This is a genomic window from Lactococcus ileimucosae (genome assembly GCF_943193185.1).
GTDB lineage: Bacteria > Bacillota > Bacilli > Lactobacillales > Streptococcaceae > Lactococcus > Lactococcus ileimucosae.
Genome location: NZ_CALPDE010000005.1, coordinates 67956 through 94401, shown reverse-complemented (window position 1 = coordinate 94401; position 26446 = coordinate 67956). Strand labels below are relative to the sequence as shown.

General features: G+C 39.7%; 25 protein-coding genes. 23 read left to right on the top strand and 2 right to left on the bottom strand.

The genetic code is table 11. The features are described from left to right. Positions 1 to 3: 3 nt before the first annotated feature. Positions 4 to 612 (bottom strand): TetR/AcrR family transcriptional regulator, encoded by a 609-nt coding sequence (locus tag NFR51_RS04005; protein WP_251712453.1) that lies wholly within the window; start codon positions 610 to 612, stop codon positions 4 to 6. 254 nt (positions 613 to 866) lie between these two features. Between NFR51_RS04005 and NFR51_RS04000 the strand changes: the two genes are divergently transcribed. Both NFR51_RS04000 and NFR51_RS03995 read left to right on the top strand, forming a co-directional pair. Then, positions 867 to 5126: a 2-hydroxyacyl-CoA dehydratase gene (locus NFR51_RS04000; RefSeq protein WP_251712452.1), complete on the top strand. Its 4260-nt coding sequence runs from the start codon at positions 867 to 869 to the stop codon at positions 5124 to 5126. A gap of 281 nt (positions 5127 to 5407) precedes the next feature. Continuing rightward, entirely contained in the window at positions 5408 to 6202 is a 795-nt protein-coding gene (locus NFR51_RS03995) for an SDR family NAD(P)-dependent oxidoreductase (protein ID WP_251712451.1), read from the top strand. Positions 6203 to 6240: 38 nt separating this feature from the next. Here NFR51_RS03995 and NFR51_RS03990 read toward each other — a convergent pair whose 3' ends face one another. After that, positions 6241 to 7392 (bottom strand): hydroxymethylglutaryl-CoA synthase, encoded by a 1152-nt coding sequence (locus tag NFR51_RS03990; protein WP_251712450.1) that lies wholly within the window; start codon positions 7390 to 7392, stop codon positions 6241 to 6243. A 122-nt stretch (positions 7393 to 7514) separates the two neighbouring features. Between NFR51_RS03990 and NFR51_RS03985 the strand changes: the two genes are divergently transcribed. The 21 genes from NFR51_RS03985 to NFR51_RS03885 all read left to right on the top strand — a co-directional run bounded on the left by NFR51_RS03985 (position 7515) and on the right by NFR51_RS03885 (position 26322). Beyond that, positions 7515 to 8657: a thiolase family protein gene (locus NFR51_RS03985; RefSeq protein ID WP_251712449.1), complete on the top strand. Its 1143-nt coding sequence runs from the start codon at positions 7515 to 7517 to the stop codon at positions 8655 to 8657. 9 nt (positions 8658 to 8666) lie between these two features. After that, positions 8667 to 9908, top strand: a complete 1242-nt coding sequence (locus tag NFR51_RS03980; protein WP_251712448.1) for a hydroxymethylglutaryl-CoA reductase, degradative — start codon at positions 8667 to 8669, stop codon at positions 9906 to 9908. Positions 9909 to 9993: 85 nt separating this feature from the next. Beyond that, on the top strand, positions 9994 to 10266 hold the full coding sequence (rpsP, locus tag NFR51_RS03975; protein ID WP_096368116.1) for a 30S ribosomal protein S16: 273 nt from the start codon (positions 9994 to 9996) through the stop codon (positions 10264 to 10266). 76 nt (positions 10267 to 10342) lie between these two features. Then, entirely contained in the window at positions 10343 to 10582 is a 240-nt protein-coding gene (locus NFR51_RS03970) for a KH domain-containing protein (RefSeq protein ID WP_251712447.1), read from the top strand. 414 nt (positions 10583 to 10996) lie between these two features. Then, positions 10997 to 11401, top strand: coding sequence for a Spx/MgsR family RNA polymerase-binding regulatory protein (locus tag NFR51_RS03965; RefSeq protein WP_251421013.1), 405 nt, complete (start codon positions 10997 to 10999; stop codon positions 11399 to 11401). Positions 11402 to 11669: 268 nt separating this feature from the next. Next, complete coding sequence (locus NFR51_RS03960; protein WP_251712446.1) at positions 11670 to 12533, top strand: M15 family metallopeptidase; 864 nt, start codon at positions 11670 to 11672, stop codon at positions 12531 to 12533. Positions 12534 to 12609: 76 nt separating this feature from the next. After that, complete coding sequence (locus NFR51_RS03955) at positions 12610 to 13326, top strand: response regulator transcription factor (protein ID WP_251712445.1); 717 nt, start codon at positions 12610 to 12612, stop codon at positions 13324 to 13326. A gap of 443 nt (positions 13327 to 13769) precedes the next feature. Further along, entirely contained in the window at positions 13770 to 14720 is a 951-nt protein-coding gene (locus NFR51_RS03950) for a sensor histidine kinase (RefSeq protein WP_251712444.1), read from the top strand. A gap of 99 nt (positions 14721 to 14819) precedes the next feature. Then, positions 14820 to 17021: an ATP-binding cassette domain-containing protein gene (locus NFR51_RS03945; RefSeq protein WP_251712443.1), complete on the top strand. Its 2202-nt coding sequence runs from the start codon at positions 14820 to 14822 to the stop codon at positions 17019 to 17021. Positions 17022 to 17035: 14 nt separating this feature from the next. Next, entirely contained in the window at positions 17036 to 17371 is a 336-nt protein-coding gene (locus tag NFR51_RS03940; RefSeq protein WP_251712442.1) for a DsrE family protein, read from the top strand. Between the two features lie 170 nt (positions 17372 to 17541). Continuing rightward, a complete protein-coding gene (locus NFR51_RS03935; RefSeq protein WP_251712441.1) occupies positions 17542 to 18639 on the top strand; it encodes a YdcF family protein in 1098 nt (365 codons plus the stop codon). 229 nt (positions 18640 to 18868) lie between these two features. Then, a complete protein-coding gene (locus NFR51_RS03930) occupies positions 18869 to 19237 on the top strand; it encodes a YxeA family protein (RefSeq protein WP_251712440.1) in 369 nt (122 codons plus the stop codon). 62 nt (positions 19238 to 19299) lie between these two features. Next, positions 19300 to 20085 (top strand): ABC transporter ATP-binding protein, encoded by a 786-nt coding sequence (locus NFR51_RS03925; RefSeq protein ID WP_251712439.1) that lies wholly within the window; start codon positions 19300 to 19302, stop codon positions 20083 to 20085. Beyond that, positions 20078 to 22075 (top strand): FtsX-like permease family protein, encoded by a 1998-nt coding sequence (locus tag NFR51_RS03920; protein ID WP_251712438.1) that lies wholly within the window; start codon positions 20078 to 20080, stop codon positions 22073 to 22075. The genes NFR51_RS03925 and NFR51_RS03920 overlap by 8 nt, the downstream gene beginning before the upstream one ends. Before the next feature lie 85 nt (positions 22076 to 22160). Continuing rightward, the gene (locus NFR51_RS03915; RefSeq protein WP_251712437.1) at positions 22161 to 22463 is read left to right on the top strand and encodes a hypothetical protein; all 303 of its coding nucleotides are present in this window, start codon (positions 22161 to 22163) and stop codon (positions 22461 to 22463) included. Positions 22464 to 22768: 305 nt separating this feature from the next. Further along, a complete protein-coding gene (locus NFR51_RS03910) occupies positions 22769 to 23005 on the top strand; it encodes a YcxB family protein (RefSeq protein ID WP_251712436.1) in 237 nt (78 codons plus the stop codon). A 224-nt stretch (positions 23006 to 23229) separates the two neighbouring features. Further along, a complete protein-coding gene (rimM, locus tag NFR51_RS03905; RefSeq protein ID WP_202229314.1) occupies positions 23230 to 23745 on the top strand; it encodes a ribosome maturation factor RimM in 516 nt (171 codons plus the stop codon). Between the two features lies 1 nt (position 23746). Further along, the gene (trmD, locus tag NFR51_RS03900; RefSeq protein ID WP_251712435.1) at positions 23747 to 24475 is read left to right on the top strand and encodes a tRNA (guanosine(37)-N1)-methyltransferase TrmD; all 729 of its coding nucleotides are present in this window, start codon (positions 23747 to 23749) and stop codon (positions 24473 to 24475) included. Further along, positions 24475 to 25059, top strand: a complete 585-nt coding sequence (locus NFR51_RS03895) for an HAD-IA family hydrolase (RefSeq protein WP_251712434.1) — start codon at positions 24475 to 24477, stop codon at positions 25057 to 25059. Before trmD ends, NFR51_RS03895 begins: the two co-directional genes overlap by 1 nt. Then, positions 25056 to 25454: a DUF1149 family protein gene (locus NFR51_RS03890; protein ID WP_202229320.1), complete on the top strand. Its 399-nt coding sequence runs from the start codon at positions 25056 to 25058 to the stop codon at positions 25452 to 25454. Before NFR51_RS03895 ends, NFR51_RS03890 begins: the two co-directional genes overlap by 4 nt. A gap of 22 nt (positions 25455 to 25476) precedes the next feature. After that, positions 25477 to 26322: a DegV family protein gene (locus tag NFR51_RS03885; protein WP_251712433.1), complete on the top strand. Its 846-nt coding sequence runs from the start codon at positions 25477 to 25479 to the stop codon at positions 26320 to 26322. The last annotated feature ends 124 nt before the right edge of the window (positions 26323 to 26446 follow it).

Here is a 26446-nt window from a genome sequence, read left to right as displayed (position 1 = left end):
ATTTTATGACTTTATATTAACACCTAAAACAGTCAAATGACCATTGGAAATCAATTTAACAATAAGATGCGCAAAATCACTTGATTTCATAGTACTTGGCGAAGAAACCCACCATTTAAGCGTCCCAGCTAAGATAGAAGTAATATAGCTGATGACAAAATCACTAGGTACTAATACATCATGCTCACGAATTTCCAGCTTATCGAAAAGCTCGGTATAACGTTCGGTTAATATTTCAATAAAGCGATTAATAATCGTTTGATCCTGTGATTTATCAATGACAATCTGAGCCACTTCTGGATTTTGACGTACAAAGTCGTAGAAGCGGGCCAACATCTTCTCAATATCATTGACATAAACGTCAGTGCCATCCACAGGATTTTGCTCATCTAAAATTTTAATAAAATCCATGATAAAAGTGTCAATTAGACTGTCATAAAGATCCTGCTTGTCGGCATAATGTGCATAAAAAGTTGCGCGATTAATCATTGCAGCATCAGCAATTTCTTGAATAGAAATTTTTTCAAATTTTTTATTTCTTAATAGCGAAAAGAAAGCTTGAGTAATCATTTTTCGTGTTCTTAAGATACGTAAATCATTTGTTTTAGCCAAATTAATACAATCCTCCTTCACTTGTATCTTAAACAACAAAATAGTAGTATCTGTTGTTTATTATAGTCCTTTATGATAAAATTTGCCGTTTTAAGCCCTGTAAAACATTTTTGACATAAGCAACATGTAATATCTAAATGTTGTTTAAATGACATTAACTTGTAACTTGATGATTGAAAAATGAGTAATTAGTGATAAAATAGACAATGAATAAGATAAGCAACAGCCTGTCAAATAGAGAAGGAAAAAATATTATGAAAAATTATAAGGCTGGGATTGATGTTGGTTCTACAACAGTAAAACTCGTTGTCTTTGATGAGGCTTTTCAGCTCATTTTTAGCCGGTATGAGCGTCATTTTTCAGATGTGAAAACCGCAACTATAAAAGTATTAAAAGAATTGTTGGAAGAACAAGGTGAGTGTTCACTTAACCTTGCAATCACAGGTTCTGGTGGTATGGGGCTTGCGGATGTTATTGATGTACCGTTTATACAAGAAGTTATCGCAAGCTCAATTACAATCGAGAAATTCATCCCTGAGACAGATGTCATGATTGAACTTGGTGGTGAAGATGCCAAGATGACTTTCTTTGACGCAGGTACACAAGAACTCCGCATGAATGGAACTTGTGCTGGTGGGACAGGAGCTTTTATTGACCAGATGGCGGCTTTACTTAAAGTAGATGCCGCGGGTGTCAATACATTAGCTAAAGACTATGAAAAAATATATCCCATTGCTAGCCGTTGTGGTGTTTTTGCCAAAACAGATGTTCAGCCCCTTCTCAATGAAGGTGTGCGTAAAGAAGATATAGCCGCTTCAATCTTCCAAGCCGTGGTGAATCAAACGATTGCTGGTTTAGCTTCGGGTCGTAAGATTACGGGGAAAATCGCTTTTCTCGGCGGGCCACTCTATTTTATGAGCGAATTGCGCAAGCGTTTTATTGAAACACTGGATATCGCAGAAGAGGATGTTATTTTTCCCGAAAATCCTCAACTTTTTGTGGCAATGGGGGCTGCTCTGGCTGAGGAAAAAAGAACAAGTACGATTCGTACTTTAATTGATCATCTAGAAAATGACACTAGTGACAGCTTGATTCCGCAGGATACGTTGGAGCAGCTTTTTGAAAATGAACAAGAGTTAGCAGATTTTCGAGCACGCCATGCTAAGGCAAAAGCAAGCTATAAAAAGCTTTCTGAGCATCAAGGTGCAGCTTTTTTAGGAATTGATGCAGGATCAACTACCACAAAAATTGTACTGATTGATGGTGAGGGGCATATTCTTTTTGACTACTATGGTTCAAATAATGGTGAACCTTTAGAGTCGGTCATTGCTGTCTTGAAAGAAGTCTATCGTTTACTGCCGGAAGATGTCTATATTGCCAAATCTACAGTGACCGGCTATGGCGAACACCTTATTAAAGCTGCGCTCCGTGTTGATTACGGGGAAGTTGAGACGATGGCGCACTATAAGGCCGCAGATTATTTTAATCCTGGTGTCGACTTTATTTTAGATATTGGCGGCCAAGATATGAAAGCCATGCGGATCACCGATGGTGCTTTAAGTTCAATATCTTTAAACGAAGCGTGTTCTTCCGGATGTGGATCTTTCATTGAGACCTTCGCTCATTCTTTGAAATACGATGTGCGTGAATTTGCCGAAATTGCTTTATTAGCAAAACACCCAGTAAATCTTGGATCACGTTGTACAGTCTTTATGAATTCGAAAGTGAAACAAGTCCAAAAAGAAGGTGCGACGGTAGGTGATATCTCTGCTGGTTTAAGTTACTCTGTAATCAAAAATGCCCTCTATAAAGTCATCAAAGTCAAACGTCCTGAAGAATTAGGAACAAAGATTGTCGTTCAAGGCGGGACTTTCTATAATGAAGCTGTACTTCGTGCGTTTGAAAAAATCTCCGAACGTGAAGTTGTCCGTCCTTCTATAGCAGGACTTATGGGCGCTTATGGCTGTGCTTTAATTTCGCTAGAAAATGAAGAGTTTGGGCAAAAATCAAGAATACTGAACTTGCACGATCTGGAAGCTTTCAGTACACAAAAAGAATTTATGGTTTGTGGGCTTTGCGAAAATCAGTGTAAAATGACGTTGACGGTCTTTAATGACGGCAGTAAGTTTGTTACAGGAAACCGCTGTGAACGAGGTGCAGAAAAAGCAACGCAAGTAAAAGTTGACAAACGTGATAAAAAGGTTAATCTTGTTGACTATAAATACAAGAAACTTTTCAAATACCGGAGCTTAACCAAGAAAAAACAGACCCGTGGAGAAATAGGGATTCCTCGTGTCCTAAACATGTATGAAAATTATCCACTCTGGCACACCATGTTAACGGATCTGGGTTTCCGAGTAGTTTTATCCCCTAAGTCTGATAAAGAACTTTTTGAGAAAGGAATTGAAACAATCCCTTCTGATACAGTTTGTTATCCTGCCAAGCTTTCCCATGGACACATTATGTCTTTGATTCAAAAGGATGTTCCGGCTATCTTTTATCCTTCAGTGCTTTATGAACAAAAAGAACAGGCTCAAGCGGAAAATAATTATAATTGTCCGATTGTTCAGTCTTATCCCGAAGTGATTCGTAACAATATTGATGAAATTCGAGAGGGAAAAGTCAAATATCTTCAGCCATTTATTAACTTAGCAGATCCTGAAGGTGTGGCAAAAAATGTTCATAAAGCTTTGCTGGCCCAAGGTTTTAGCGTAGACTTGTCCGAGGTTCAATCCGCTGTTTTCCACGGTTTCGAAGAAATGGAGAACTTCAAGCAAGACATCCGTAATAAGGCTGAAGAGCTGCTCATGCAGATTAACCTTAACAAGGAAAAAGCTATTGTTCTATCGGGCCGTCCTTATCACTTGGACCCTGAAATTAATCATGGTATTGCTGACATTATTACGCAAGAAGGCTTTCATGTTTTAACAGAGGACAGCATTGCGCATCTCGAAGAAGTTGCAGGGCTACGTGTTGTCAATCAGTGGGTCTACCATTCACGCCTATATGCCGCAGCACAAGTGGTGTGTAAAAATAAAAATCTAGAATTAGTACAATTGAATTCATTTGGTTGTGGTTTAGATGCAGTGACGACGGATCAGGTGGAAGAAATTATGCGCAACCATAATAAACTCTATACAGTCCTTAAGATTGATGAAGGCTCAAATATGGGAGCAGTACGTATCCGTTTACGTTCACTTAAGGCGGCGGTAGCCGAACGCAGTCGACACGGTGTTGAAGAAAATATCCAAATCAAAGAAATTGTTGAAACACATCCGGTCTTTACAAAAGAAATGGCTAAAAAACACACGTTGCTCATGCCAATGTTATCGCCGATTCACCAAGAAGGCTTGCTTGAAAATGCTTTTGCAGCTTCCGGCTATAATGTGGTTGTTTTGCCAGAGACAAAAAGCTCGGTGAACAACGGCCTAAAATTTGTGAATAATGACTCATGCTACCCCGCAATCATAACAATTGGTCAACTCATAGAAGCTCTCCAATCTGGCGCATACGATGTGAACAATACATCCGTCATGATGACCCAAACAGGTGGTGGTTGTCGTGCAACAAACTATATTCCTTTACTCCGTAAGGCACTTGTCGATGCAGGCTTCCCACAAGTTCCGGTGGTGAGTTTATCTATGGGCAATCAAGGGACAGAAAAAGGCTTCAAGTTTACTGTGCCACTTTTGACGCGTTTCATGATTGCTGTACTTTATGGTGACTTGTTTGAGCGCGTGGTTTATCGCACACGACCTTATGAAGCTGAAAAAGGTTCGGTCAATGCACTTCATGCGAAATGGTTAGAAAAAGCGCAACATAATGTTAAATCTGCTTCGATTTTTGAATTCAACAAGAACATGAAACAGATAATTAAGGACTTTGACAACATCGAACTCCTTGATATTCAAAAACCCCGTGTGGGCGTTGTCGGCGAAATTTTAGTTAAATACAGTAAAACGGCCAACAATGATATTGTGAGTATCATCGAGGAAGAAGGTGGTGAAGCAGTTGTTCTGGATTTGATTGGCTTTATGAACTATTCTCTATATAATCAAATCTGGAAAACGGATGAGATTGGTTTTGCTAAGAAAAATAAATTGATGGCAAAAACACTGCTCTCTATTATTAATATGCTTGAAAAACCTATGGATAAGGCTCTGCGAGCTTCTGCGAGATTTGAGGGTATTGAGTCCATTTATGAAATAGCGGCCAATACAGAAAGTATTGTTTCAGTGGGAAATCATACAGGTGAAGGCTGGTTTTTAACAGGGGAAATGATTGAACTCCTACAAAACGGTGTTCAAAATATCGTCTGTCTCCAACCTTTTGGCTGTCTACCTAACCATATCGTCGGAAAAGGTATGCTGAAAGAGTTACGTCGCCAATATCCGGGAGCAAATATTAGCCCTATTGATTATGATCCAGGCGTTTCTGCGGTCAACCAGCTTAATCGTATTCGCTTAATGATGGCGACGGCTAAAAAAGCGATGAAAGAAGAAGTAACCGTCTGAAATCAGGCAAAAAAACAAGCCTCCATCGTGAAAGGCTTGTTTTTTGCTTTTAGAACTTAAAGCCAATCTATAGAGGGTGATGACCTTATATGAGAATGATGAGCTAGAGAGACTTTTGACTTTAAAACGGGTGTTTTCAACGATTAAAAAGAATGAATCAGTCCTTCTGCTCCAATTTTTGGATACCTTTTAGTGCTCATGGAACTTCAAAGTAGGTACTGTACAAAAATATTTTCGTGTTTTATAATAAACAATATACTGAGAAGAAAGAAGATGAATTTATGGATTTAAAATTATCAAATAAGTTGGCTTTAGTGACCGGTTCAACCAAAGGGATTGGTCGTGCGATTGCAGAGAGTCTTGCAGCTGAAGGCACTAATGTTATTATCAATGGAAGATCACAGGATGTTGTTGAAAAAGTAATTGAAGACTTAAGTAAGAAATACCCGCAAAGCGCTTTTTATTCAGCTGCTTATGATTTATCAGTAGAAAAAGAACGCCAAGCCCTTTTCCAAGCTTTTCCAGAAGTTGATATTTTAGTCAATAATATGGCTATATTTAATGATGCAAAATTTGAAGAAATAGGTCTAGATGAATGGCGCCGGTATTTTGAGATCAACTCTATCTCTGGTATTGCCTTGGCAAAATTTTATCTTCCTAAAATGCTTGCTAAAAATTTGGATGGTCGCATCATTTTCATTGCATCAGAAGCAGCGATTATGCCAAGCCCAGAAATGCCGCATTATTCTATGACCAAAACGATGAACCTGTCTTTGGCAAAATCTTTAAGTCGTGAAACAGTAGGTACTACAGTAACGGTTAATACGGTAATGCCAGGGTCGACATTAACGGAAGGTGTCGAAAGTCTATTGGCATCACTTTATCCAGAGCTGGATTCCGTCGAAGAAAGAAGCCGCGCCTTCATGTTGAACAATCGTCCAACCTCGACCATTCAACGTTTGATTCGTCCCGAAGAAATTGGCAATTTTGTTGCTTATGTGGCAAGCCCTCTTGCAGGTGCTTTTTCGGGCGAAGCCCTTCGAATGGATGGCGGACTTGTTCCAACAATTTTTTAAACAAACAAAAAACATTGGTTAGGACCAATGTTTTATTTTTATTTGCGATAAAGTCGTGTTGAATTTTTTAATTCGGCAAGGCTGTAAGGCGTAGGATCAGAGAAGGTTTGGTCTACATGGATGTCCAGACTTTCTGAGAACATTTCTTCATATTCTGGAATTGAAAGTTTTCTGCGATTATCCAAGAGAGCTTGGTGTTCTGACTTACGGAGATGGTGCTCAAAGCCTTCGACTAATTGCCCAGAGAAGAATTCGGCTACTGTCCCAGATCCATAGCTGAAAAGACCGATTTTATCACCTGCTTTTAGGTTTTCAGCATTTTCCAGTAGAGAAATCAGACTGAGGTAAAGAGAACCTGTATAAAGATTTCCTACACGTCGATTGTAGATGATTCCTTTTTCATATTGTGCAAGAAGGTGTTCTTGCACTTCAGAACTTTCCTTTTCAAGTTGAGGAAGAAGTGCTTTTTTTCCCATCTTGGTATAAGGTGTATGGAAGGCCAAGGCAGCAAAATCAGAGAAACCAAGGCCAGTTCGACGTGCATACTCTTGCCAAACTTTAGCAAAAGCATCAATGTAAGTGGCATTTGAAAACTGACCATCAACAGTTGGATAAATATCACCAAAAGGACGCCAGAAATCATAAATATCTTGTGTCAAACTGACTGAATCATCATTGAGTGCTAAGATATTAGGATTAGCTGTGATTAGCATCGCCACAGCACCAGCGCCTTGTGTGGGTTCCCCACCTGTATTTAAGCCATATTTGGCAATATCTGTCGCAATAACGAGAACTTTACGCTCTGGATGGCGATAAACATGGTCTTTAGCCATTTGCAAGCCAGCAGTTGTGGCATAACAAGCTTCTTTAAGTTCAATAGAACGCGCAAAAGGTTGAACGTCAAGTAAACCATGAACAACAACAGCAGAGGCTTTTGACTCATCAACGGAAGACTCTGTCCCCACAATGACCATGTCAATTGCTTGCTTGTCTTCTTCAGTCAAAATTTCAGCAGCTGCGTTGGTCGCAAAAGTGATGAGATCTTGGCTGATCGGATTGACGGCCATTTGATCTTGTCCAATACCGATATGAAATTTAGCAGGGGCAGTATCACGCGCATGTGCTAAATCAGTCATATCTACATAAGTTCCAGGAACAAAAAAGGCAAGCTTGTCAATACCAATATTCATATCTATCCTCCAGTTTATAAGCTTGATAAATTTGTGTGCTTAGGCTCCAATTTTAACATAAAAGATTAAAAAATGGAAAAAACTTTTGACTATTTGGGCGAGAAATGTGCTATACTTGGCTTATGAAAGAAATAGTAATTATCGATGCGCTTCGTACGCCTGTCGGAAAATATGATGGTGCGCTGTCAGACAAGACAGCTGCAGAACTCGGTGTTCATGTCGTTAAAAACTTACTTGAGCGCCATGAGGATATTAAAGAGGACGTCAGACAAGTGATTTTTGGCAATGTACTACAGGCTGGTACAGGGCAAAATATTGCACGTCAAATTTCAATTAACAGTGGTCTTTCTCACCATGTTCCAGCTTCAACCGTTAATGAAGTCTGCGGTTCTGGTATGAAAGCAGTGATTCTGGCTAAACAACTTTTACAACTTGATGAAGCGGATGTTGTGATTGCTGGGGGGACGGAATCAATGTCTCAGTCACCAATCATCCGTCACCGTAAATCTGGGGAAGAAATTCTTACGATGATGTCTGAGGGCCTGATAGATGCCTTTAATGGTGAGTCTATGGGCTTGATTGGCGAAACTATTGCTGAGCAGTTTGAAATTAGTCGTGAAGAACAAGATCGCTTTGCGCAACGTTCGCAAGAAAAAGCCCTAGCTGCACGTACAGCAGGTGCATTTGAAAAAGAAATTGTTCCTTTTTCAGATTTAGCAGAAGATGAAACGATTCGTGCAAACTCGTCATTAGAAAAACTTTCTTCTCTTCGTACCGCTTTCAGTGAGAAGGGCAGTATAACTGCAGGTAACTCATCTCCGGTCAATGATGGGGCTTCTGCTCTGATTCTGGCAAGCAATGATTATGCCGAAACTAAAGAGCTTCCAGTTTTGGCAAAATTATTGGCCAGTGAAGAAGTTGGGATTGATCCTGAAATTATGGGAGTTTCACCGATTAAGGCTATTCGTCAGTTGCTTGAACGTACAAATCTGGATATTGAAGACATTGATTTGTTCGAAATCAATGAAGCTTTTGCTGCTTCTAGTGTTGCTGTAAATCAGGAACTCAATATTCCAGAAGAAAAAGTGAATATTTATGGCGGTGCCATTGCTTTAGGGCATGCTGTTGGTTCATCAGGCGCACGTATCCTGACTACTTTAGCTTATGCGCTTCAACGCGAAAATAAGCGCTATGGTATTGCTAGTCTTTGTATCGGTGGTGGTCTTGGTTTAGCTGTTCTCTTGGAAAATCCTAATTTAGTTTAGTCAATGAATATGAAGAAAAAATTTTACCAAATGAGTCCAGCAGAGCGTCTGGATTTTCTTAACTTAAAGTCAGAAACGCGACAAAGTTTAGAAGAAACAGTGCTTGATGTGGCTTTAGCAGACAATCTCATCGAAAACCAAATCAGTGAATTTCAGCTCCCCATGGGCTTGGCGCAAAACTTTATCATTAATGACAAAAAATACCTCATCCCAATGGTTACCGAAGAACCTTCCGTGATTGCAGCTGCGAGTAATGGTGCAAAAATAGCTGGTAATTTTCAAACGGTGCTTGCAGAGCGGCTAATGCGGGGGCAGATTGTTTTTTATGATGTCGAGCAGGCGGAACAATTAATGCAGACTATTGAAGAAAATCAAGCGGGGATTTTTCGAGCTGCAAAAGAAGCTTATCCTTCCATTCTTAAACGTGGCGGCGGTTTGCGACATGTGAGCAGCAGAGCTTTCGAAGCTGAAGGTTTCGTATCCGTTGATTTTAAAGTGGATGTGAAAGATGCAATGGGAGCAAACATTGTGAATGCTATTTTGGAAGGTGTTGCTAACCTTTTTCGCACATGGTTTCCAGAGCAAAAAATCTTGTTCAGTATCTTGAGCAATTATGCTACAGAGTCCTTGGTTAAAGTCAGTTGTGAAATTCCCGTTGAGCGACTGAGTAAGGGAAATAATGGACAAGAAGTTGCTGAAAAAATTCAGGCAGCTTCACGTTTTTCTAAAATCGATCCTTACCGTGCAGCCACACATAATAAAGGAATTATGAATGGTATCAATGCAGTTGTTCTCGCCACAGGAAATGACACACGTGCCGTAGCCTCAGGAATTCATGCTTATGCAAGCAAGGAGGGGAGCTACCAAGGTCTGGCGGAATGGCATACAAAAGATGGCACACTATTTGGAAGTCTTGAGCTGCCCTTGCCAGTGGCAACAGTTGGCGGCGCAGTAAAAGTTTTACCCAAAGCTCAAGCTGCGTTAGAACTTTTGGAAATTACAGAGGCAAAAGAATTAGCACAAGTCATTGCTGCAGTTGGCTTAGCGCAAAACTTGGCTGCTTTGCGTGCTCTAGTTTCTGAGGGAATACAGCAAGGACATATGAGTTTACAAGTCCGTGCCTTAGCAATGACAGTTGGCGCCAAAGACGAAGAAATCACTATTTTGAGTGAAAAACTCCGTCAAGAAAAAGTAATGAATCAAGCAATAGCTGAAAAACTTTTGCTGGAGATCCGTCAGAATAAAAAATAAAAGTGCTGTCAAGTTTTTTTCTTGACAGGATAAAATTTTATGCTATAATGGTTAAGTAATAAAAAATAGAAATAGGAAATATAACATGTCTGTAAAAATTCGTTTAACTCGCATGGGTTCAAAGAAAAAACCTTACTACCGTATCAATGTTGCTGATTCACGTTCACCACGTGATGGTCGTTTCATCGAAACAGTTGGAACTTACAACCCACTTGTAGCTGAAAACCAAGTAACTTTGAAAGAAGAGCGCGTTATGGAATGGCTTAACAATGGTGCACAACCCTCTGATACTGTTCGTAACATCCTTTCAAAAGCTGGTATTATGAAAAAATTCCACGAACAAAAATTCAGCAAATAATTATAAAAGCGGCAGAGGCCGTTTTTTGTCAATTTCACAATAATTTGGACTATTTTAGTCAGAGTAGAGGTAAGAAATGCAAAAAGATGTGAAAGAACTTGTGATGACGATTGTAAAACCTTTGGTTACTGATCCAGATGCAGTTTCGCTGGAAATTATCGAGGGCGAAGAATTTATGGAGTATCATTTAGAAGTGGCTGAAGGAGACATTGGGCGTATTATTGGCCGTCAAGGCCGTATTATCCAAGCCATCCGTACAGTAGTTTACTTTGTACCTGTTGAAGGGAAGAAAGTTCGTCTTTTGGTTGACCAATAAAATAAGCTTGTAAAGATATTTTATATGATTGTAGATAAACAGCCCCGAAATTCGGAGCTGTTTTATTGTTTGAGAAGAATCACTGAGTAAATATTTGAAAAACATGCCAATTTTGGCTTGATATTCTGTTTATTTCGTCCCTAGATTTTAAGTAGATGTGTCATGTTTAGTGAAGAGTAAGTCAAAATTTTTTTGAGAAAGAGTGTCTGAATTGTAGTGATAGACTGATTGTATAGCCGTTTTCTCTAGAGTTGAGACAGTAGCTTATTAAAGAAGACAGTTAAAATGTTTAAATTTAGTTTAAGGAATGGTTAACTCAGGAATAAGAAAAAAATAGTACATTAAAAGTACTGCTTTAAAATTTTTACTAAAAAGCTCCTAATAATTAATAATAATGAAAAGAGGAGGAAATCTATGATTAAGCTATATACGGCGGCAGCCAACTCATCATCACAAAAGGTAAGAAGATGGCTTAAAGAGCATCAACTTGAGTACAAGGAAATAGATTTAACAAAAGATGAACTGACAAAAGAAGAAGTGCTTGCTATTTTTTCTTTAACGGAGGAAGGATCGGACGACGTGATTACGCGTAGAGGGAAAGCAATACAAAGTCTAAAGGAGGACTTTTACTCACTGACCATTAAAGAACTCATACAAGCCATTGTTGATAACCCGATGTTACTCCGTCAACCCTTAATCATTGATAATAATCATCTTCAGGTGGGTTACCATGAAGAGGATATCCGTAAATTTTTGCCTCGAGAAGTTCGTAAAGTGATGATTAAGGATTTTGCTAAAAAAAGGAAAGCTATGAAATGATATAAGAATATTGGCATAGAAGGGGGTGAAACAAAAGCCGAGAGAGACTGATTTTACTCAAACCCATAAAAGAAAAAATGCTTGACCATGGAATTTTTATGTGCCGTGGTTGAGCGTTTTTTCATTATTTTTGTACCATCATCCCAAGCTCTTTTTGTTAAAAAATTTGATAGCCTTTCCTATTCTTTGATAAATTTTAAGATTTCACTTGAAAAAACTTAAAGCTTCTTTGATAAATTAAGGTTAGCGTTAAATACAAAGGAGTTTTATGATGCGTAAAAATAAAAGTCGAAAAAGAAAAGACCACGTAATTCTTTTAGTTCTAGTATCAGCTATTGCTGTTGTCTTTGGTCTGCGGTCATATTTTAGTCAAGTACAAACTACTGTTCTACCTGTTCTAGCAGGTGAGCAACAAGAAGCTGAGTTACAAGAAGAGGCGACTATGATTACGATATCTCTGTCAGACATAGTTGATACAAAAAATTTACAACTTGTGAATAGTGAATATGCTTTTGCTTCTAATGGATCTGTACCAGATTTGGTCAGTAGTAATAACGGTCTTTTTTTAAGAACAGATGTTCTAACTGCTATTTCTAGCCTTCTCAATGATACGCGTAATACGGTAGGGGGACAGCTCATCCTTAATAGCGGCTACCGAACGGCTGAAGAACAAGAGCAACTTTATTTTAATACAGCAGATAAAGCCTATGTACAAGAAGCTGGACATAGTGAACATGAGACAGGTCTTGCTGCGGATATCGCGATTCAAAATGTCGCTGATGTTGAAAACTCACCTCAATCACAGTACCTTATCAAAAATGCTTGGAAGTACGGTTTTATTCTGCGTTATCCTGGAGATAAGACAGCAATAACAGGCATTGCAAACGAACCTTGGCACTTCCGTTATGTGGGAGAAGTGCACGCCCAATACATGACAGAGCACGAGCTTGTCCTTGAAGAATATATCGAAAGACTAAAAAAGGTAGGAAGTTATCGTTTGAATAAAGGGGGAAAGAACTACACAGTTCGTTACGAAAGCCCACATGATAACCAGTTACAGTTACCAAATGATGCGCAATATGAAATTTCAAGCGATAATACAGGAGGTTACATTATCACGAGTTGGAAATAGGAAGTTCAGAAATTAGACTGAGCATCAAAGGAAACATGATAAAATAGAAATTAAGAAAAGTCCGAAAGGAAGGCACATGGTGTATACAGTTTTAGTATGTGATGATGACCAAGATATCCGCAATGCCCTCAAAATATATCTGGAGCAAGAAGATTATCAGGTCTTGCAAGCCAGTCATGGCAAAGAAGCCATAGAAATTATCGCTCAACATGAAGTCCATTTGATTTTACTTGACGTGATGATGCCTGTTTTAGATGGAATCTCGACAGCCGTGAAGATTCGGGAAACTTCAAATATTCCTATCATCTTTCTATCAGCTAAAGCAGAGGATACAGACCGTGTTCTAGGTCTGAAGATGGGAGCTGATGATTATGTCAATAAGCCTTTTAACCCAATTGAATTACTGGCGCGCGTGGATGCAACCTTGCGGCGCTATGCACGTTTAGGCGGTTTAGAAGGGCGAGCGCTTTCTGAGGAAAAAGCAGAAAGTCAGTATCAAAACGGCGGATTAGTGCTGGATACTGTTCAGAAGCAAGCGAGGATTGACGGGCGAGAGTTGACTCTGACGGCGATAGAGTACAAGATTTTACAGCTTCTAATAACGCACTTAGACCAGGTATTCAGCTCAGAACAAATCTATGAGAAGGTTTGGAAGGAATCAGCCTTTCAAGCTAGTAAAACAGTATCTGTGCATATTCGCCATCTGCGTGAAAAAATTGAGATTAATCCGAAAGAGCCACAGTACATCAAAGTTATCTATGGTCTGGGCTATAAAATGGTAACGATAAAATGAAAAAGATAATGACAGCCAATTTTACCAAAATTTTTCTTCTTTTCCTTGCCTTTATCTTTGCTCAAAGTTTTTTCCGGGGGTTAAGCACAACTTATAATTATTATATGGCTTCCTTTTGGGGTAATTTTCTTACATTCAATGCGGAGCTTTCAGCCTTTTTGAGCTTTATTTTTGCCTTTCTTTTTGTACTTTCAATCGTCAGAGATAAGCGGACAAAGCCAATCTTTCCCTCTTTACGACAGCTTGACTTGTCCTTACTGCTCTTCACTAGCTTCTTTAGCATTTTTATGACTTATAACTTGCTAAGGAACTATGAGTCAGGAAGCTTGACCTTCATTCTCTCCTTGCTTACCATGTTCCTTACGGGTCTAGTTTTCTGGGAAGTTTTTCTGCGCATAAAAGAGAGAAATCTACACTTTCTGTGGCCGACGTTTATTAGAAGAATGGCTGAGAAAAAAGCTCTTTTATTCGCGATGGGGCTTCCTTTGGCAGTGATTTTCCTTTATTTTTTAGTCTCTGTTTTGACCTGGTTTATTATCCCTGTGATGCGGACCAACAGTGGATTGATTGTGCGCATGCCTAACAATCACACGATTTTTAATCATTTACTGCTCTCCTCTTTTTTGGCTCTTTTGTTTGCTGCTATGACTTTTTTAATGGATTTTATCTTGAAAGAAGATCAAAACTATGAAAAGACTAACCAAGAAAAACTGCGTGCCGAACGCTTTAAAGCAGAGTTGATTACAAATATGTCGCACGATATGAAAACACCCTTGACCAGTTTGATTAACTACGTGGATTTACTGAAAAAACTACCTATTGACCAGCCTAAATTTAAGGAATATACAGAGGTTTTGGACCGGAAATCCCTTCGCCTCAAACACTTGATTGTCGATTTACTTGAAGCTTCAAAGATTGGAACAGGCAATGTTCAGCTGAATTTTGAGGTTATCGATGTGACCGAAATGCTAGGTCAAATCGCAGGTGAGTTTGAAGAAGATTTTCTCGAGAAAGAATTAACCCTTGTTCTGCGTTTGCCAGATTATCCCTGTTTTTTAAACATTGACAGCCAACATTTTTATCGTGTACTTGAAAATCTCTTGAGCAACAGCTTGAAGTACAGTCTGGAAAAAACACGTGTTTTTCTAGAATTAAGAGAAAAAGAAGGACAAGTTGAGATTCAGCTCAAGAATACTTCCAAGGCTCCTATAGATATAGAAAGTTCAGAGCTAACCGAACAGTTTATCCGTGGAGAACGTGCACGTACACAGGAGGGACACGGGTTAGGACTTTATATTTCGAAAAATCTGGTCGAACTCATGCAAGGGCAATTTAAAGTTCAAGTTACAGGCGATTTATTTGTGGCAGAGCTGATTTTTAGTCCAGAGGTCTAATGCTGATTTTCTGATATTGTTTTGCAGATACCCTGAGAATTGCTATACTGGATGAGCAACGAATAAAAATGTTTAAAAATAAAAAATAGGGAGAAAACCATGCCTGAGACGATTCGTGTGATTGCAGATAATGTCAATAATTTAAAAAATGTATCGCTTGAGATTCCAAAGAAGAAGATCACCGTCTTTACTGGTGTCTCTGGCTCAGGAAAATCAAGCCTTGTTTTTGATACGCTTGCCGATGAGTCACAGCGCCTCTTAAACGAAACCTTGCCAGCCTTTGTTCGGCAGTTTTTGCCTAAATATGAACGGCCCGATGTTGAGCGGATTGAAAATCTTCCAGCCTCTATCGTGATTGACCAAAAAACTCTGGGTGGCAATGCACGGTCCACTCTTGCGACCATTACAGACATTGCGCCGGTTATTCGTCAGCTTTTTGCAGGCGGTGGGCAGCCTAAACTTGGTGTTGATCATTTTTCTTTCAATCTACCAGCAGGAATGTGTCCAGACTGTCAAGGTATTGGTAAAAAACTAGAGCTTAAAATGGAGCTTTTTGTCGATATGGAACGCTCCCTCAATGATGGAGCAGTACTCTTTAAACCCTATCAAAAAATTGTCAAAATGTATGTGGAAAATGGTCTTTTTGATGGTGAAAAGTTATTAAAAGACTTCACAGAAGAAGAGTTAGAACGCCTTTACCACGGCAAAGAAGTCGGCAAGATTAAGATGGGAGAATACAATCTTACCTATGAGGGTGTAGTTGATAAGTTTAACCGTGGCTTTTTGCAGAAAGAAGGAGATTTATCCGCAGCTGCGCAAAAGACACTGGCAACTTACACGCATGAAGCCCTTTGCCCGACCTGTCAAGGCAAAAGGCTAAATCAAGAATCTCTAGCGGTACGTTGGTCTGGCTATGGTTTTGCGGACTTGATGAGTATGGAACTCACAGATTTAAGCGATGTTCTGGCTCAACTTGAGGGAACAGGACATCTCAAACAACAGATTGATCATCTTATCGAGCTTGGGCTGGGCTATCTTAGTCTTGACCGTGAAACGTCCACTTTGTCGGGAGGGGAGTCCCAGCGTGTCAAGTTAGTAAAACATCTCAATAACGCTTTATCGGACATGCTCTATATTTTTGATGAACCTTCTGTCGGTCTACATCCGAGAGATGTAGCGCGGATTAATGCCATCTTTACGAAGCTACGAGATAAAGGCAATACTGTCCTAATCATCGAGCATGATCCAGATGTGATTAAGATTGCGGATTGGGTGGTAGAAGTCGGTCCGGCAGCTGGCGTTCATGGCGGTGAGATTATGTTTGAAGGCAGCTATGCGCAACTGCTTCAGTCCGACTGTTTGACAGGGCAACATCTTGCTCAGATGACACCGATTAATGCGACACCTCGACAAGCGACTCACTTTTATCAAGGGAAAGTTTCCAGCGCCAACAATCTTAAAAAGCAAGGACTTGATATTCCTCAAGGTCTGCTTACCGTTTTGACAGGTGTAGCAGGTTCAGGGAAGTCAACCCTGGTGGAGCATTCACTTAGAGCAGCATACCCTGAAGCTGTCATGGTGACGCAAGCCAGCTTGGCTGCCAATAGCCGTTCCAACCCAGCGACTTTTATCGGGATTATGGATGCGATTAGAAAAGCTTTTGCTAAAGCAAATGATGTGAAGCCCAGTCTTTTCAGCTACAACTCAGAAGGGGCTTGCCCTGCTTGTGAAGGTCGTGGTTCTATTGAGTCTAGTTTAGCCTTCATGGAAACAGTAAAACAAACCTGTGAACTTTGCCAAGGCAAACGTTATAAGGCAGAGGCTCTTGCCTTTAAATATCAAGAGAAAGATATCACGGAAGTACTGGAATTAACGATTGAAGAAGCTCTAGACTTTTTCAAGAGTATTCCAGCCATCAAGAAAAAAGTAAAAGCCATGAACGAAGTAGGACTTGGTTATCTGACTCTGGGACAGTCCACCAGCACTTTATCTGGTGGTGAACGCCAACGCTTGAAATTAGCCAATGAGTTTTATCAAAAAGGAAATCTGTTTATCCTTGATGAACCCTCAACAGGCTTGCATCTGTCTGATATCAGTCGTCTGATGAAGATTATGAATCATTTTGTTGAGCAAGGCAATACCTTGGTTGTGATCGAGCATCAGTTGGACATTATTCGTCAGGCGGATTGGATTATTGACGTGGGGCCAGAAGGCGGTTCAGCAGGTGGCGAGGTGATTTATGCAGGACCACCAGCAGGATTACAAGAGTGTGTAGCCTCACTTACTGCAAAATATATCTAATAGGAGAAATAAAAATGTTACAAGTCGTTTTGCATATCAATGAGAACCAAAAATGGCAAGCCCTTCTGTCTAATGTAGAAAACTTTCAAATCTGGCTGGCAGAGCACAAGGAAGCAGGGAATATTGAAATTTTAGTGAATGGAGAAGCGGTCGACAAAGTTCTTCAGGACTCATCCGTAAACCTTTCGAAAGTTTTAAAAACAGGTGTAAAAGTTGCTGTGTGCCAAAATTCTCTAAATGCGTGCGCTTATACACCAGAAATGCTGCAAGAAGGTTGCACAGTTGTCCCAGCTGGTATCGTAGAACTTGTCCAAAAACAGCATTTGGGTTTTGCTTATGTTAAACCATGAGCGGCTCAGAGATTTCACATACAGAGAAGTTTGCAAAACTTTGTGAACATAGAGTAAGAAAAGCGTCACATAAGTTGCGCTTTTTTTATCGTTTCTAGTAAGGACGCTGATTTTTAAGCGTCTTTCTGATTGCATTAGGTTTCAGTTCTCTTATTTGCTAAAATAAAACTATGGGAAATGATATTGTGAACAATAATGACTTTGGTTTTTTTGTTGTCGGTTTGATTTTGACTGCTATTTTTGCTTTTATGTCACTCTTTTTTTGGTGGAAAAGAAAGCGACTGCGCGATTTACGAACCTTGACACTAGGACGTTTGACTTTTTTATATTTATTTTGCCTGCTTGTATCACTAAATGGTCTACTTGGATCAATGCTTGTTTTGACCGATGGTGGGCGCAGCATTTGGCTGTTTTTATTGGGTATTGAAGTTGTAGTTTTTATGATTTTTTCAATGTTTCTTGGGCTAGTTATTCCTCTTGGTATCGTTATTCTTACAGTAAAGATGTGGCGGCGTGAAACGAGGACTGTGGCTAATCTTCTCCTCCCAATAGTTGTTCTTTTTTTCTTAGTTATTGATGGTATTTTTCTTGCTATGGGTAATTTACCAGAGCATTGGCAATGGCTTGCAGTTTTGAGTTGGGTTTTTCCTCTCTTATCGCTTTATTTGACTTGGCAGTTTACAGTATTTTTTCTATCAAGTTGGGTGTATGGCAGACGCACACGTAAAGTTGAAGCAGCTTTTCATGTCGTACTCGGCGCAGGCTTGATTGATGGTGAACGTGTCGGAATATTACTTGGAAACCGTATTAAAGCAGCAGTTCAAGCTGTTCGTGATGACCAAACTATCGTGGTTTTTTCTGGAGGTCAAGGAACAGATGAGAAAATATCGGAAGCTTCAGCTATGCAAAAATATGCCCACGAAGAGCTTGGTTTTCCACCCGAGCGTACGCTTTTGGAGGAAAAATCACGCACAACATATGAAAATCTAGTTTTCTCATCAGAATTAATCAAGGCGAGATTTCTTTTCTTTACATCAGATTATCATGTTTTTCGAGCAGCTCTTTTTGCAGCAGCTCTTGGCTTAGAGGCAGAGGGTGGCAGAGGTGGAAAAACTGCAATGTATTATCGTGTTCCGGCATTTATCCGTGAGTTTATTGCGGTGCTAAATACCGAGAAGAAGAAACATATGATTTGGGTGGCAACAATTATTGGACTTCTGTTTATTATTGCGATGATACAGCTTTTTCTTTATTATTATGTGCCCTAAAAATTTTAAATAAATATAGCGAGCAGCTCCTTGATACGAAGCTGTTTTTTAGTTTTACGTTTTTCATACAAAACATTACAAAAGTGTAAGCGTCATTTCTTTAATGTTGCTTTATGATAAAATTGTGCCTGAATGAAGTGGGAAATATATTTCACTGAAATAATTCAGAGAATAGGGGGCTGCTTCGGACACGTAAAAACAGTAAATAATGAAGGAAAAGAAAGTGACAATGAAAAAAACTATAAAATTAATGCTCGGAATACTTGCTCTGGCTATAGTTTTACCGACAGGTGCTTATCTCTACTACAATCATGTGTGGCGCGGTGGTGACGTAACCTACACCCAAATTACCAGTGCAGGCATTGAAAAACCATGGAAGCAAGAGGGCGGAGGTCTGAGTGTTCTTTATGATTATGCTGGGACACAGTATGATGAAGAAGGGCAAGCTCAGGAGGTTCCACTCATGGCCAGCAAGCAACTCCGCCAAGGCGCTTATCTGAAAGTGACTTATAATCAAAAACGAAAGCTCATCACCAATTGGTCAGAAATCAGCAAAGCACAAGTTCCAGAAAAAGCTCTGGAACAGCTTGAAAAGTAAAGACAAACAGACAAGAAAGGAAGAAATCTAGTCACTTAAAGATTGGATTCATACATTAAACCATGCTCTTAGAAGTAAAACACCTCAAAAAAGTTTTCAAGACACGTTTCTCTAAGGAAGAGACAACAGCCCTTAGTGATGTTGACTTTACCGTGAATCAAGGCGAGTATATCGCCATCATGGGAGAGTCAGGTTCTGGGAAAACGACCCTGCTGAATATTCTGTCCACGCTGGAAAAACCGACTTCAGGACGAGTCTTACTCCACGAAAAAGATATCACCGCCATCAAGGATAAGGACTTGTCTGCTTTTCGTCGGCGTCATTTGGGCTTTGTCTTTCAAGATTTTAACTTGCTGGATACGCTCAATGTTCGTGACAATATTTTTCTGCCGCTTGTCCTCTCGAAAGAAGATATCAAAACGATGCAGACAAGACTGGCGCTGCTGGCACCGAAACTGCAGATTGACGACCTGCTTGAAAAACAACCTTTTGAGCTCTCTGGCGGACAGAAGCAGCGGGTTGCTGTAGCGCGAGCGCTTATCTCACAGCCTGATCTTATCTTGGCTGATGAACCAACGGCCGCTTTGGATTATAAAAACTCAGAAGCGCTTCTCAATCTTTTTGAAGAAATTAACAAGAGTGGTCAGACCATTATTATGGTTACCCACTCGAGTTTGGCGGCTAGCCATGCCAAGCGTGTGCTCTTTATCAAGGACGGTATGCTGTATCATCAACTCTATCGTGGAGAAAAAACGTCAACAGCCTTTGCTAAAGAAATCACGCTCTCAATGACAGCTTTCCTCGGCAGTACAGAAGTACATGATACGAAAGGGGTTCAAGATGCTTAGTTTTAAATTGGCTCAGAAGAACATGAAAAAGGGGTTTCAAGCATTTGCGCCCTTTCTGATGGCTTCTGTCACGATGTTTGTCATGCTTTTTGTGACGACCTCGATTGGACTGTCCCCAACCATTGAAAAGCTTCCGGGTGGAGATTCTGTCGCTCAGTTGATGGGTTTTGCTTTACTCGTACTTATCATTTTTTCTCTGATGATTTTAGTGTACAGCTATCGATTTCTCCAGTTGCAGCGCTCCCGGGAGTTTGGCTTGTATGATATTTTAGGCTTTGGCAAAATCAGTATTATCAAGGTTGCTTTTTGGGAGCTTTTAATGACTTATCTTATAGCGACTCTTATCGGTACAATTGTGGGGATTGCTTTTGCTAAATTCCTTTACTTGATTTTTGTCAATCTTATCGGTGGTGACTATTTTAACCTAATAATTAGTCCTTTAGCAGTTGCTTTGGTGGCAGGGATTTACTTGCTCTTTTTCTCACTTTTGCTTGTTATTGGAGCTGTGCTTATCCTTAAAAGTTCAAGCTTGGACCTGCTTCGGGAAGAGACAAAAGGTGAGAAGGAGCCCAGGTCCAATGTCTTCACAGCGCTTCTTGCTTTGCTTTTTTTAGCTGCGGGTTATTTTATCGCCTTGACGGTGGATAATCCTATCGTGGCACTTTTACGCTTTTTCATTGCTGTTCTTTTGGTGATTTTTGGGACTTATTTTTTCTATGTGAGTTTTACCATTTGGTACCTCAAACGCAAGAAAAAACAGGACGCTTACTATCAACCGCATCATTTTATTACCATCAGTTCAATGCTTTATCGGATGAAGGCTAATGCTGTCGGACTTGGAAATATCACAATTTTACTGTCAATGACGGTAGTGACAGTGGTTGTCAGCTTAGGGGTCTTTTTTGGAACAGCAGATATGGTAGAAAAGCAGTTTCCAAAAGAGGCACAGATTATCTCGCTGCAAGAAAACAACTCTCGTGCAGAATTGACGGCTCTGACGGAGCAGATTGCTGCGGAGAGTGGTGTTAATCTTGAACACCTTTCCAGCATTTATGTCTCGCAAGACGTCGAAGCCAGTCGTGCAACTTCAAGCGCGGACCAATTTGTCACGCAAGAAGAGCTGGGCAGTATGCTGGATGAAAACCATTATTTGATGACCATGACGACTGCGGAGAGTTTGATATCGTTAGGGAATGAAAATGTGCAGCATTTGTCTGAAAATCAAGTGCTGCTGGTTGATTTATCAGAGGGGAAAGCATCATCCGCCAGTATCAAGACAGTCAACTGGCACGGACAGACCTATCAAGTTGCTGGTCATTTGACAGAATTGAAAAACTTCCCCGCAGAGATGACCATGTCGAACTCACTCATGTTGGTCTTTGCAAATGAAGCCGTGCTCAACCGGGCTTTAGCAGCCTATAATCGGTCCAACTATGCCGAGAATACACCAAACATGAACGAATTAGCCATGACTTTAACCCTGTTTGACCTTCCAGAAGCAGACCAAGCAAGATTTGAAACAGCTTTTAATGAAAATCAAGAAGCGCAGAGGGCTCATAATATCCTCACTTTCCGTAGCCAAGCCTTGCAAAATCAAAAAGCACAGATTGGAGGCTTTGTCTTTATTGGTTTCGTCCTAGGGATAAGCTTTATCCTCGGTGCAGCCTTGATTATCTACTATAAACAGCTATCTGAGGGGACTCAAGACAAGCGCAGTTTCAAAATCCTTCAAGAAGCAGGCTTTTCCAAAGAACAGGTTCAAAAAACCATCCGTTCGCAGGTCCGTATGATTTTCTTCTTGCCGCTGCTGGTCACTGGCCTGCATTTTGCAGGTGCTTATCGTATGATTAGTCAGATGATTATGCTTTTTGGAGTGACGGACAGTCGATTAACACTCATCATCAGCCTGATTACTTTAGTTTTCCTATCCGCAATCTACTATCTTATCTATAAGTCTATAAGGCAACCAGCCGGGTTTACTATAAGATAGTGAAGCGGTAAGCTGATTCAGTCGTAAATCATGTGGTCTTTTTGATGAAAAGTGATAAAATAATAAAAAACAAAGGAGGCAAAAAATGGGACTTTTTGATTTTGCAAAAAACTTAGATTTGGGGAGCTTGACCGATCAAGCACAAGAGCTTTTGGGCGGGAATGTTGTCGAAACACTCTCCAATGCAGTCGGCGGAGACTTGTCAGAAGTAACCAATAATGTGGCGGAAAATGTCCCAGTAGACTTAGCTGACCAAGCAGGAAATCTAGTAGACGGGGCGCATGAAAATGCGGGTGGTCTTTTAGACACTGCCTCTGAGCAGTTGCCAGAACTGGGTGAACAAGCAGGGGGAGCAGTAGAAGGTCTTAAGGACTTGCTTGGTCTGTGAAAAAAGATATGTGAAGATGAGAGAGGAAGAAAATGCCGTGGAATACAGACTAAGCGGAAAAATCAGCGAGAGAGCTTTTTATGAGATGCAGCGCTTCAATGTGCGAAAAGCAAAGCTTGTATCTTTACTTGTCTTTAACCTTTTTGCGTTAGCTGTGTTTTTGTGGGACAATACTGACGAATCTTTGTCTTTCTGGATTTTTACTGCTTTCTTATTCCTTGCCTTTAATTTTTTACTCTATTTTTTGATGGGTTATACCCTCAAAATCAAGAGCAGGAAAGCCTACAGGAGCGGTATAAAGCTGCATGCTTTCCCCCCGTCAAATCCACATTACTGAGCAGGAAATCCAACAAAGTACATCCTTTTCGACCATGACCATAACACCTGACATGGTCTACAAGATTGCTTATAATAATGCTCGGGAAATCTACATCTATTTGGCAACGAATCAAATAATAATCTTGCGCAAAAACTGGCTTGAAAATGGACAATGGGCAGATTTTGTAACTTTTATCAAGAAGAACTGGGAACCGAAAAAATAAAGAATAAAAAACCATTAGAAAAATTATGTGCACTCAAAACTTAAAATGTTAGTCCAACTTTTTAGAGTCACACCAACTGTCAATGGTTTTTTACTGTATTACTGTAGCAATAATAAATATAAAGGAGTGACGTGAGAGCAGAAATTAGTCTAAAATAGTTGCATTAAAAAACATGACCTGCGGCATATAAGGAAATAATACATGAATTGTGTTAAAATATTGGTATGACAAAATTTTACAATGTAGGCACAATAGTGAATACACAAGGACTTCAGGGAGAAGTACGTGTAATTTCAGTTACTGATTTTGCTGAAGAACGTTTTGCAAAAAATACAGTTTTGGCCCTTTTTGACAAAAAAGGAAATTATGTCCAAGATTTGAAGGTTAAAACTGCGCGTAAACAAAAGAATTTTTATATTATTAAATTTGAAGGATTATATCATATCAACGAAGTTGAAGCCTTTAAAGAATTTAGTTTGAAAATAGCTGAAGATAAGCTAACAGAACTGGATGAAGGCGAGTTTTACTATCACGAAATCATTGGTTTAGACGTTTATGAGCAGGACAAATTAATTGGTCAAATTAAAGAAATTTTGCAACCAGGCGCTAATGACGTCTGGGTGGTCAAGCGTAAAGGAAAACGTGATTTGCTTCTTCCCTACATTCCACCAGTGGTGTTGAATGTGGATTTAAAAGCGAGAAGAGTTGATGTAGAAATTATGGAAGGTTTAGACGATTAAGATGAAAGTCGATATTTTAACAATCTTTCCAAACATGTTTGACTCGCTTAACCAGTCTATAGTCGGTAAAGCTCAGGAGAAAGGATTGCTTGAACTCCATACGCATGATTTTCGTGAAAATGCGAGCAACAAGCAACGGCATGTAGATGATATGCCCTATGGCGGTGGTCAGGGGATGCTACTGATGCCTCAACCTATCTATGATACAATGGATAAAATTCCTCATGAAAATGCGCGTGTCATCTTGCTAGATCCAGCAGGAAAACGTTACAATCAAAAAATGGCTGAAGAACTGGCCAAAGAGGAGCATTTGATTTTTATATGTGGGCATTATGAAGGCTATGATGAACGTATCAAAGACTTAGTAACTGATGAAATCTCTCTTGGCGATTTTGTTTTGACAGGGGGGGAAGTAGCAGCGACAGTTATTGTTGATTCAGTCGTACGCTTACTTCCGGGCGCTTTGGGTAAGGCGGCGAGTCATGAAGACGATTCTTTTTCGTCAGGATTACTTGAGTACCCACAGTATACACGACCAGAAGATTTTCGAGGAAAAAAAGTGCCAAGTGTGTTAATGTCTGGTCATCATGAAAATATTCGTAAATGGCGCTTGACAGAGAGCTTGAAAAAAACTTTAGCACGACGTCCGGACTTGTTGGAGAAATATGAGGCTAATGAGGAAGAACAACAAATTTTGAATCAGCTAAAACGGGAAAGTGAAAGTTCTTGATGATGTGGAAAAATTATATTTGGGATTTTGATGGAACACTTTTTGATACTTATCCTGTTATGTTAGAAGCGTTGGATGAAGCTATGAAGCAGTCTTCCGTAGAATTTCCTGGAGACTTAGAAGCTTATATCAAGCGTTTCTCGATTCAGAAATTTGCACACGAATTTGCTCATCAGGATTTTTTGGACCTGTATCACAAAATAGAAGCAGAGCGCCAAAAGAATCCTCAAGCTTATGCCGAAATTCCTAAAATTTTGTCAGAAATTGTTGAAAATGGAGGACAAAATTTTGTCCTTAGCCACCGCGATAATTCTACTTTTGAATATCTAGGTGATTTAAAAAAATATTTCACGGAAGTAATTACTAGCAAGCAAAATTTTGAACGTAAACCAAGTCCTGAAGCCTTGGAATATCTACTCAACAAATATAAACTTGCTCCTGAAGAAACTGTTATGGTTGGTGATCGCCCGCTGGATGTTGAAGCAGGAAGAAATGCAGGCATTGCAACAGTGCTCCTAGATGAGAAAGAGTACTTTGGAGACATTGCCGATAAAAAAATAAAAAATTGGAGTGAATGGAGATGACATTAACATTAGAACGCGACAAGGAATTTGTAAATCAATTTCACTATGACGCACGTAATTATGAGTGGGAAAAAGAAAATGGAACACCTGAAACAAACATTAATGTACAGTTTCAGCTACTTCCGCATGAGCAGATTCCCCAAGGAAAAGTTGCGGCAGAGGATACAGCAATTTATGCGATTTTAACATACATGATTCCATTGGAGAATATTGTATTGTCAGGTATGTTGAGCCAGCTTAACTATGTTCGCGGACGTCAAGTAAAAGAACAGTCAGAGTTGGCTCAGGAAGAAATGGCACAACTTGCTGCTCCGCTTTTTGATTTATTGAAACGTTTAGTATACGAAACAACAGAGGTTGCCCTTGATCAACCGGGCATTAACCTTCAATTTTAAGGATTTTTCAAGATTATTTATTATGAAATTAGCAATTATTACAGATACTTCAGCAGATTTTGCTGAACAATATAAAAATCGTGACGACTTGATCATTTTGGAAATCCCTATTTCTATTGAGGGAAAAGAGTATCAACCGAGTGAAATGACACATCAAGAGTGGTACAAACTCATGAGAGAGACTTCAGAAGTTCCTAAAACTTCCCAGCCCAGTGTTCTTGAGTTAGAAGAAATACTGAAAAAGCTTAAACACGAGGGATATACTCATGTTTTGGGAATTTTCTTGAGCTCAGGGATTTCTGGCTTTTTCCAGAATGCCTTTTACTTACAGGATGAATTTGAAGATATGGTTGTTAAATTCCCTGAAACATTTATTACATCTAGTCCTCTTGGCTATATGATTGAAACAGCTTTAGATGCAGCTGATGCTGGAAAATCTTTTGAAGAGATTGTTGAACAGTTCGAGTACCAAAGGGAACATGATAATGCATTTATGCTTGTAGATGATTTGCACTGGCTAGCTAAAGGAGGACGTCTTTCACGTGGAGGCGAACTTCTTGGGACACTGCTCAATATCAAACCCATTCTACAATTCTCAGAAGATGGTAAAGTTGTAGTCTATGACAAGGTACGAACAAGCAAAAAGGCTATATCAGAATTGAAAAAACTTATGCTTGCGAACAGTAATCCCGAAACTCACAAAGTTTATGTTTTACATGCTGATGCAGAGGAACGTGCAGAGGAGCTTTACGATTTTGCCAAAAAGCATGGCTATGACGATGTAGAGATTGTAACATTTGGTCCAGTTATTGCAACACATCTTGGCTTGGGAGCCATTGCTTACGGCTTTTCTCCTAAGAAAGGGTAAACTGTATAAAAATAAAAAAAGATGTTATCATTGTATAGCATGTTTTTTTATTTTGTTGTAAAAAAAGAAACAGGAATGTATAGCCAATGTAACCGGAAACATTAAAAAATAATTTGGAAGAGCG

Bases quoted from the DNA above. Each gene is read 5' to 3' on its own strand.
- NFR51_RS04000 (WP_251712452.1), top strand. From the start codon at position 867: ATGAAAAATTATAAGGCTGGGATTGATGTTGGTTCTACAACAGTAAAA.
- NFR51_RS03995 (WP_251712451.1), top strand. From the start codon at position 5,408: ATGGATTTAAAATTATCAAATAAGTTGGCTTTAGTGACCGGTTCAACC.
- NFR51_RS03990 (WP_251712450.1), bottom strand. From the start codon at position 7,392: ATGAATATTGGTATTGACAAGCTTGCCTTTTTTGTTCCTGGAACTTAT.
- NFR51_RS03985 (WP_251712449.1), top strand. From the start codon at position 7,515: ATGAAAGAAATAGTAATTATCGATGCGCTTCGTACGCCTGTCGGAAAA.
- NFR51_RS03980 (WP_251712448.1), top strand. From the start codon at position 8,667: ATGAAGAAAAAATTTTACCAAATGAGTCCAGCAGAGCGTCTGGATTTT.
- rpsP (WP_096368116.1), top strand. From the start codon at position 9,994: ATGTCTGTAAAAATTCGTTTAACTCGCATGGGTTCAAAGAAAAAACCT.
- NFR51_RS03970 (WP_251712447.1), top strand. From the start codon at position 10,343: ATGCAAAAAGATGTGAAAGAACTTGTGATGACGATTGTAAAACCTTTG.
- NFR51_RS03965 (WP_251421013.1), top strand. From the start codon at position 10,997: ATGATTAAGCTATATACGGCGGCAGCCAACTCATCATCACAAAAGGTA.
- NFR51_RS03960 (WP_251712446.1), top strand. From the start codon at position 11,670: ATGATGCGTAAAAATAAAAGTCGAAAAAGAAAAGACCACGTAATTCTT.
- NFR51_RS03955 (WP_251712445.1), top strand. From the start codon at position 12,610: ATGGTGTATACAGTTTTAGTATGTGATGATGACCAAGATATCCGCAAT.
- NFR51_RS03950 (WP_251712444.1), top strand. From the start codon at position 13,770: ATGGCTGAGAAAAAAGCTCTTTTATTCGCGATGGGGCTTCCTTTGGCA.
- NFR51_RS03945 (WP_251712443.1), top strand. From the start codon at position 14,820: ATGCCTGAGACGATTCGTGTGATTGCAGATAATGTCAATAATTTAAAA.
- NFR51_RS03940 (WP_251712442.1), top strand. From the start codon at position 17,036: ATGTTACAAGTCGTTTTGCATATCAATGAGAACCAAAAATGGCAAGCC.
- NFR51_RS03935 (WP_251712441.1), top strand. From the start codon at position 17,542: ATGGGAAATGATATTGTGAACAATAATGACTTTGGTTTTTTTGTTGTC.
- NFR51_RS03930 (WP_251712440.1), top strand. From the start codon at position 18,869: ATGAAAAAAACTATAAAATTAATGCTCGGAATACTTGCTCTGGCTATA.
- NFR51_RS03925 (WP_251712439.1), top strand. From the start codon at position 19,300: ATGCTCTTAGAAGTAAAACACCTCAAAAAAGTTTTCAAGACACGTTTC.
- NFR51_RS03920 (WP_251712438.1), top strand. From the start codon at position 20,078: ATGCTTAGTTTTAAATTGGCTCAGAAGAACATGAAAAAGGGGTTTCAA.
- NFR51_RS03915 (WP_251712437.1), top strand. From the start codon at position 22,161: ATGGGACTTTTTGATTTTGCAAAAAACTTAGATTTGGGGAGCTTGACC.
- NFR51_RS03910 (WP_251712436.1), top strand. From the start codon at position 22,769: ATGCTTTCCCCCCGTCAAATCCACATTACTGAGCAGGAAATCCAACAA.
- rimM (WP_202229314.1), top strand. From the start codon at position 23,230: ATGACAAAATTTTACAATGTAGGCACAATAGTGAATACACAAGGACTT.
- trmD (WP_251712435.1), top strand. From the start codon at position 23,747: ATGAAAGTCGATATTTTAACAATCTTTCCAAACATGTTTGACTCGCTT.
- NFR51_RS03895 (WP_251712434.1), top strand. From the start codon at position 24,475: ATGATGTGGAAAAATTATATTTGGGATTTTGATGGAACACTTTTTGAT.
- NFR51_RS03890 (WP_202229320.1), top strand. From the start codon at position 25,056: ATGACATTAACATTAGAACGCGACAAGGAATTTGTAAATCAATTTCAC.
- NFR51_RS03885 (WP_251712433.1), top strand. From the start codon at position 25,477: ATGAAATTAGCAATTATTACAGATACTTCAGCAGATTTTGCTGAACAA.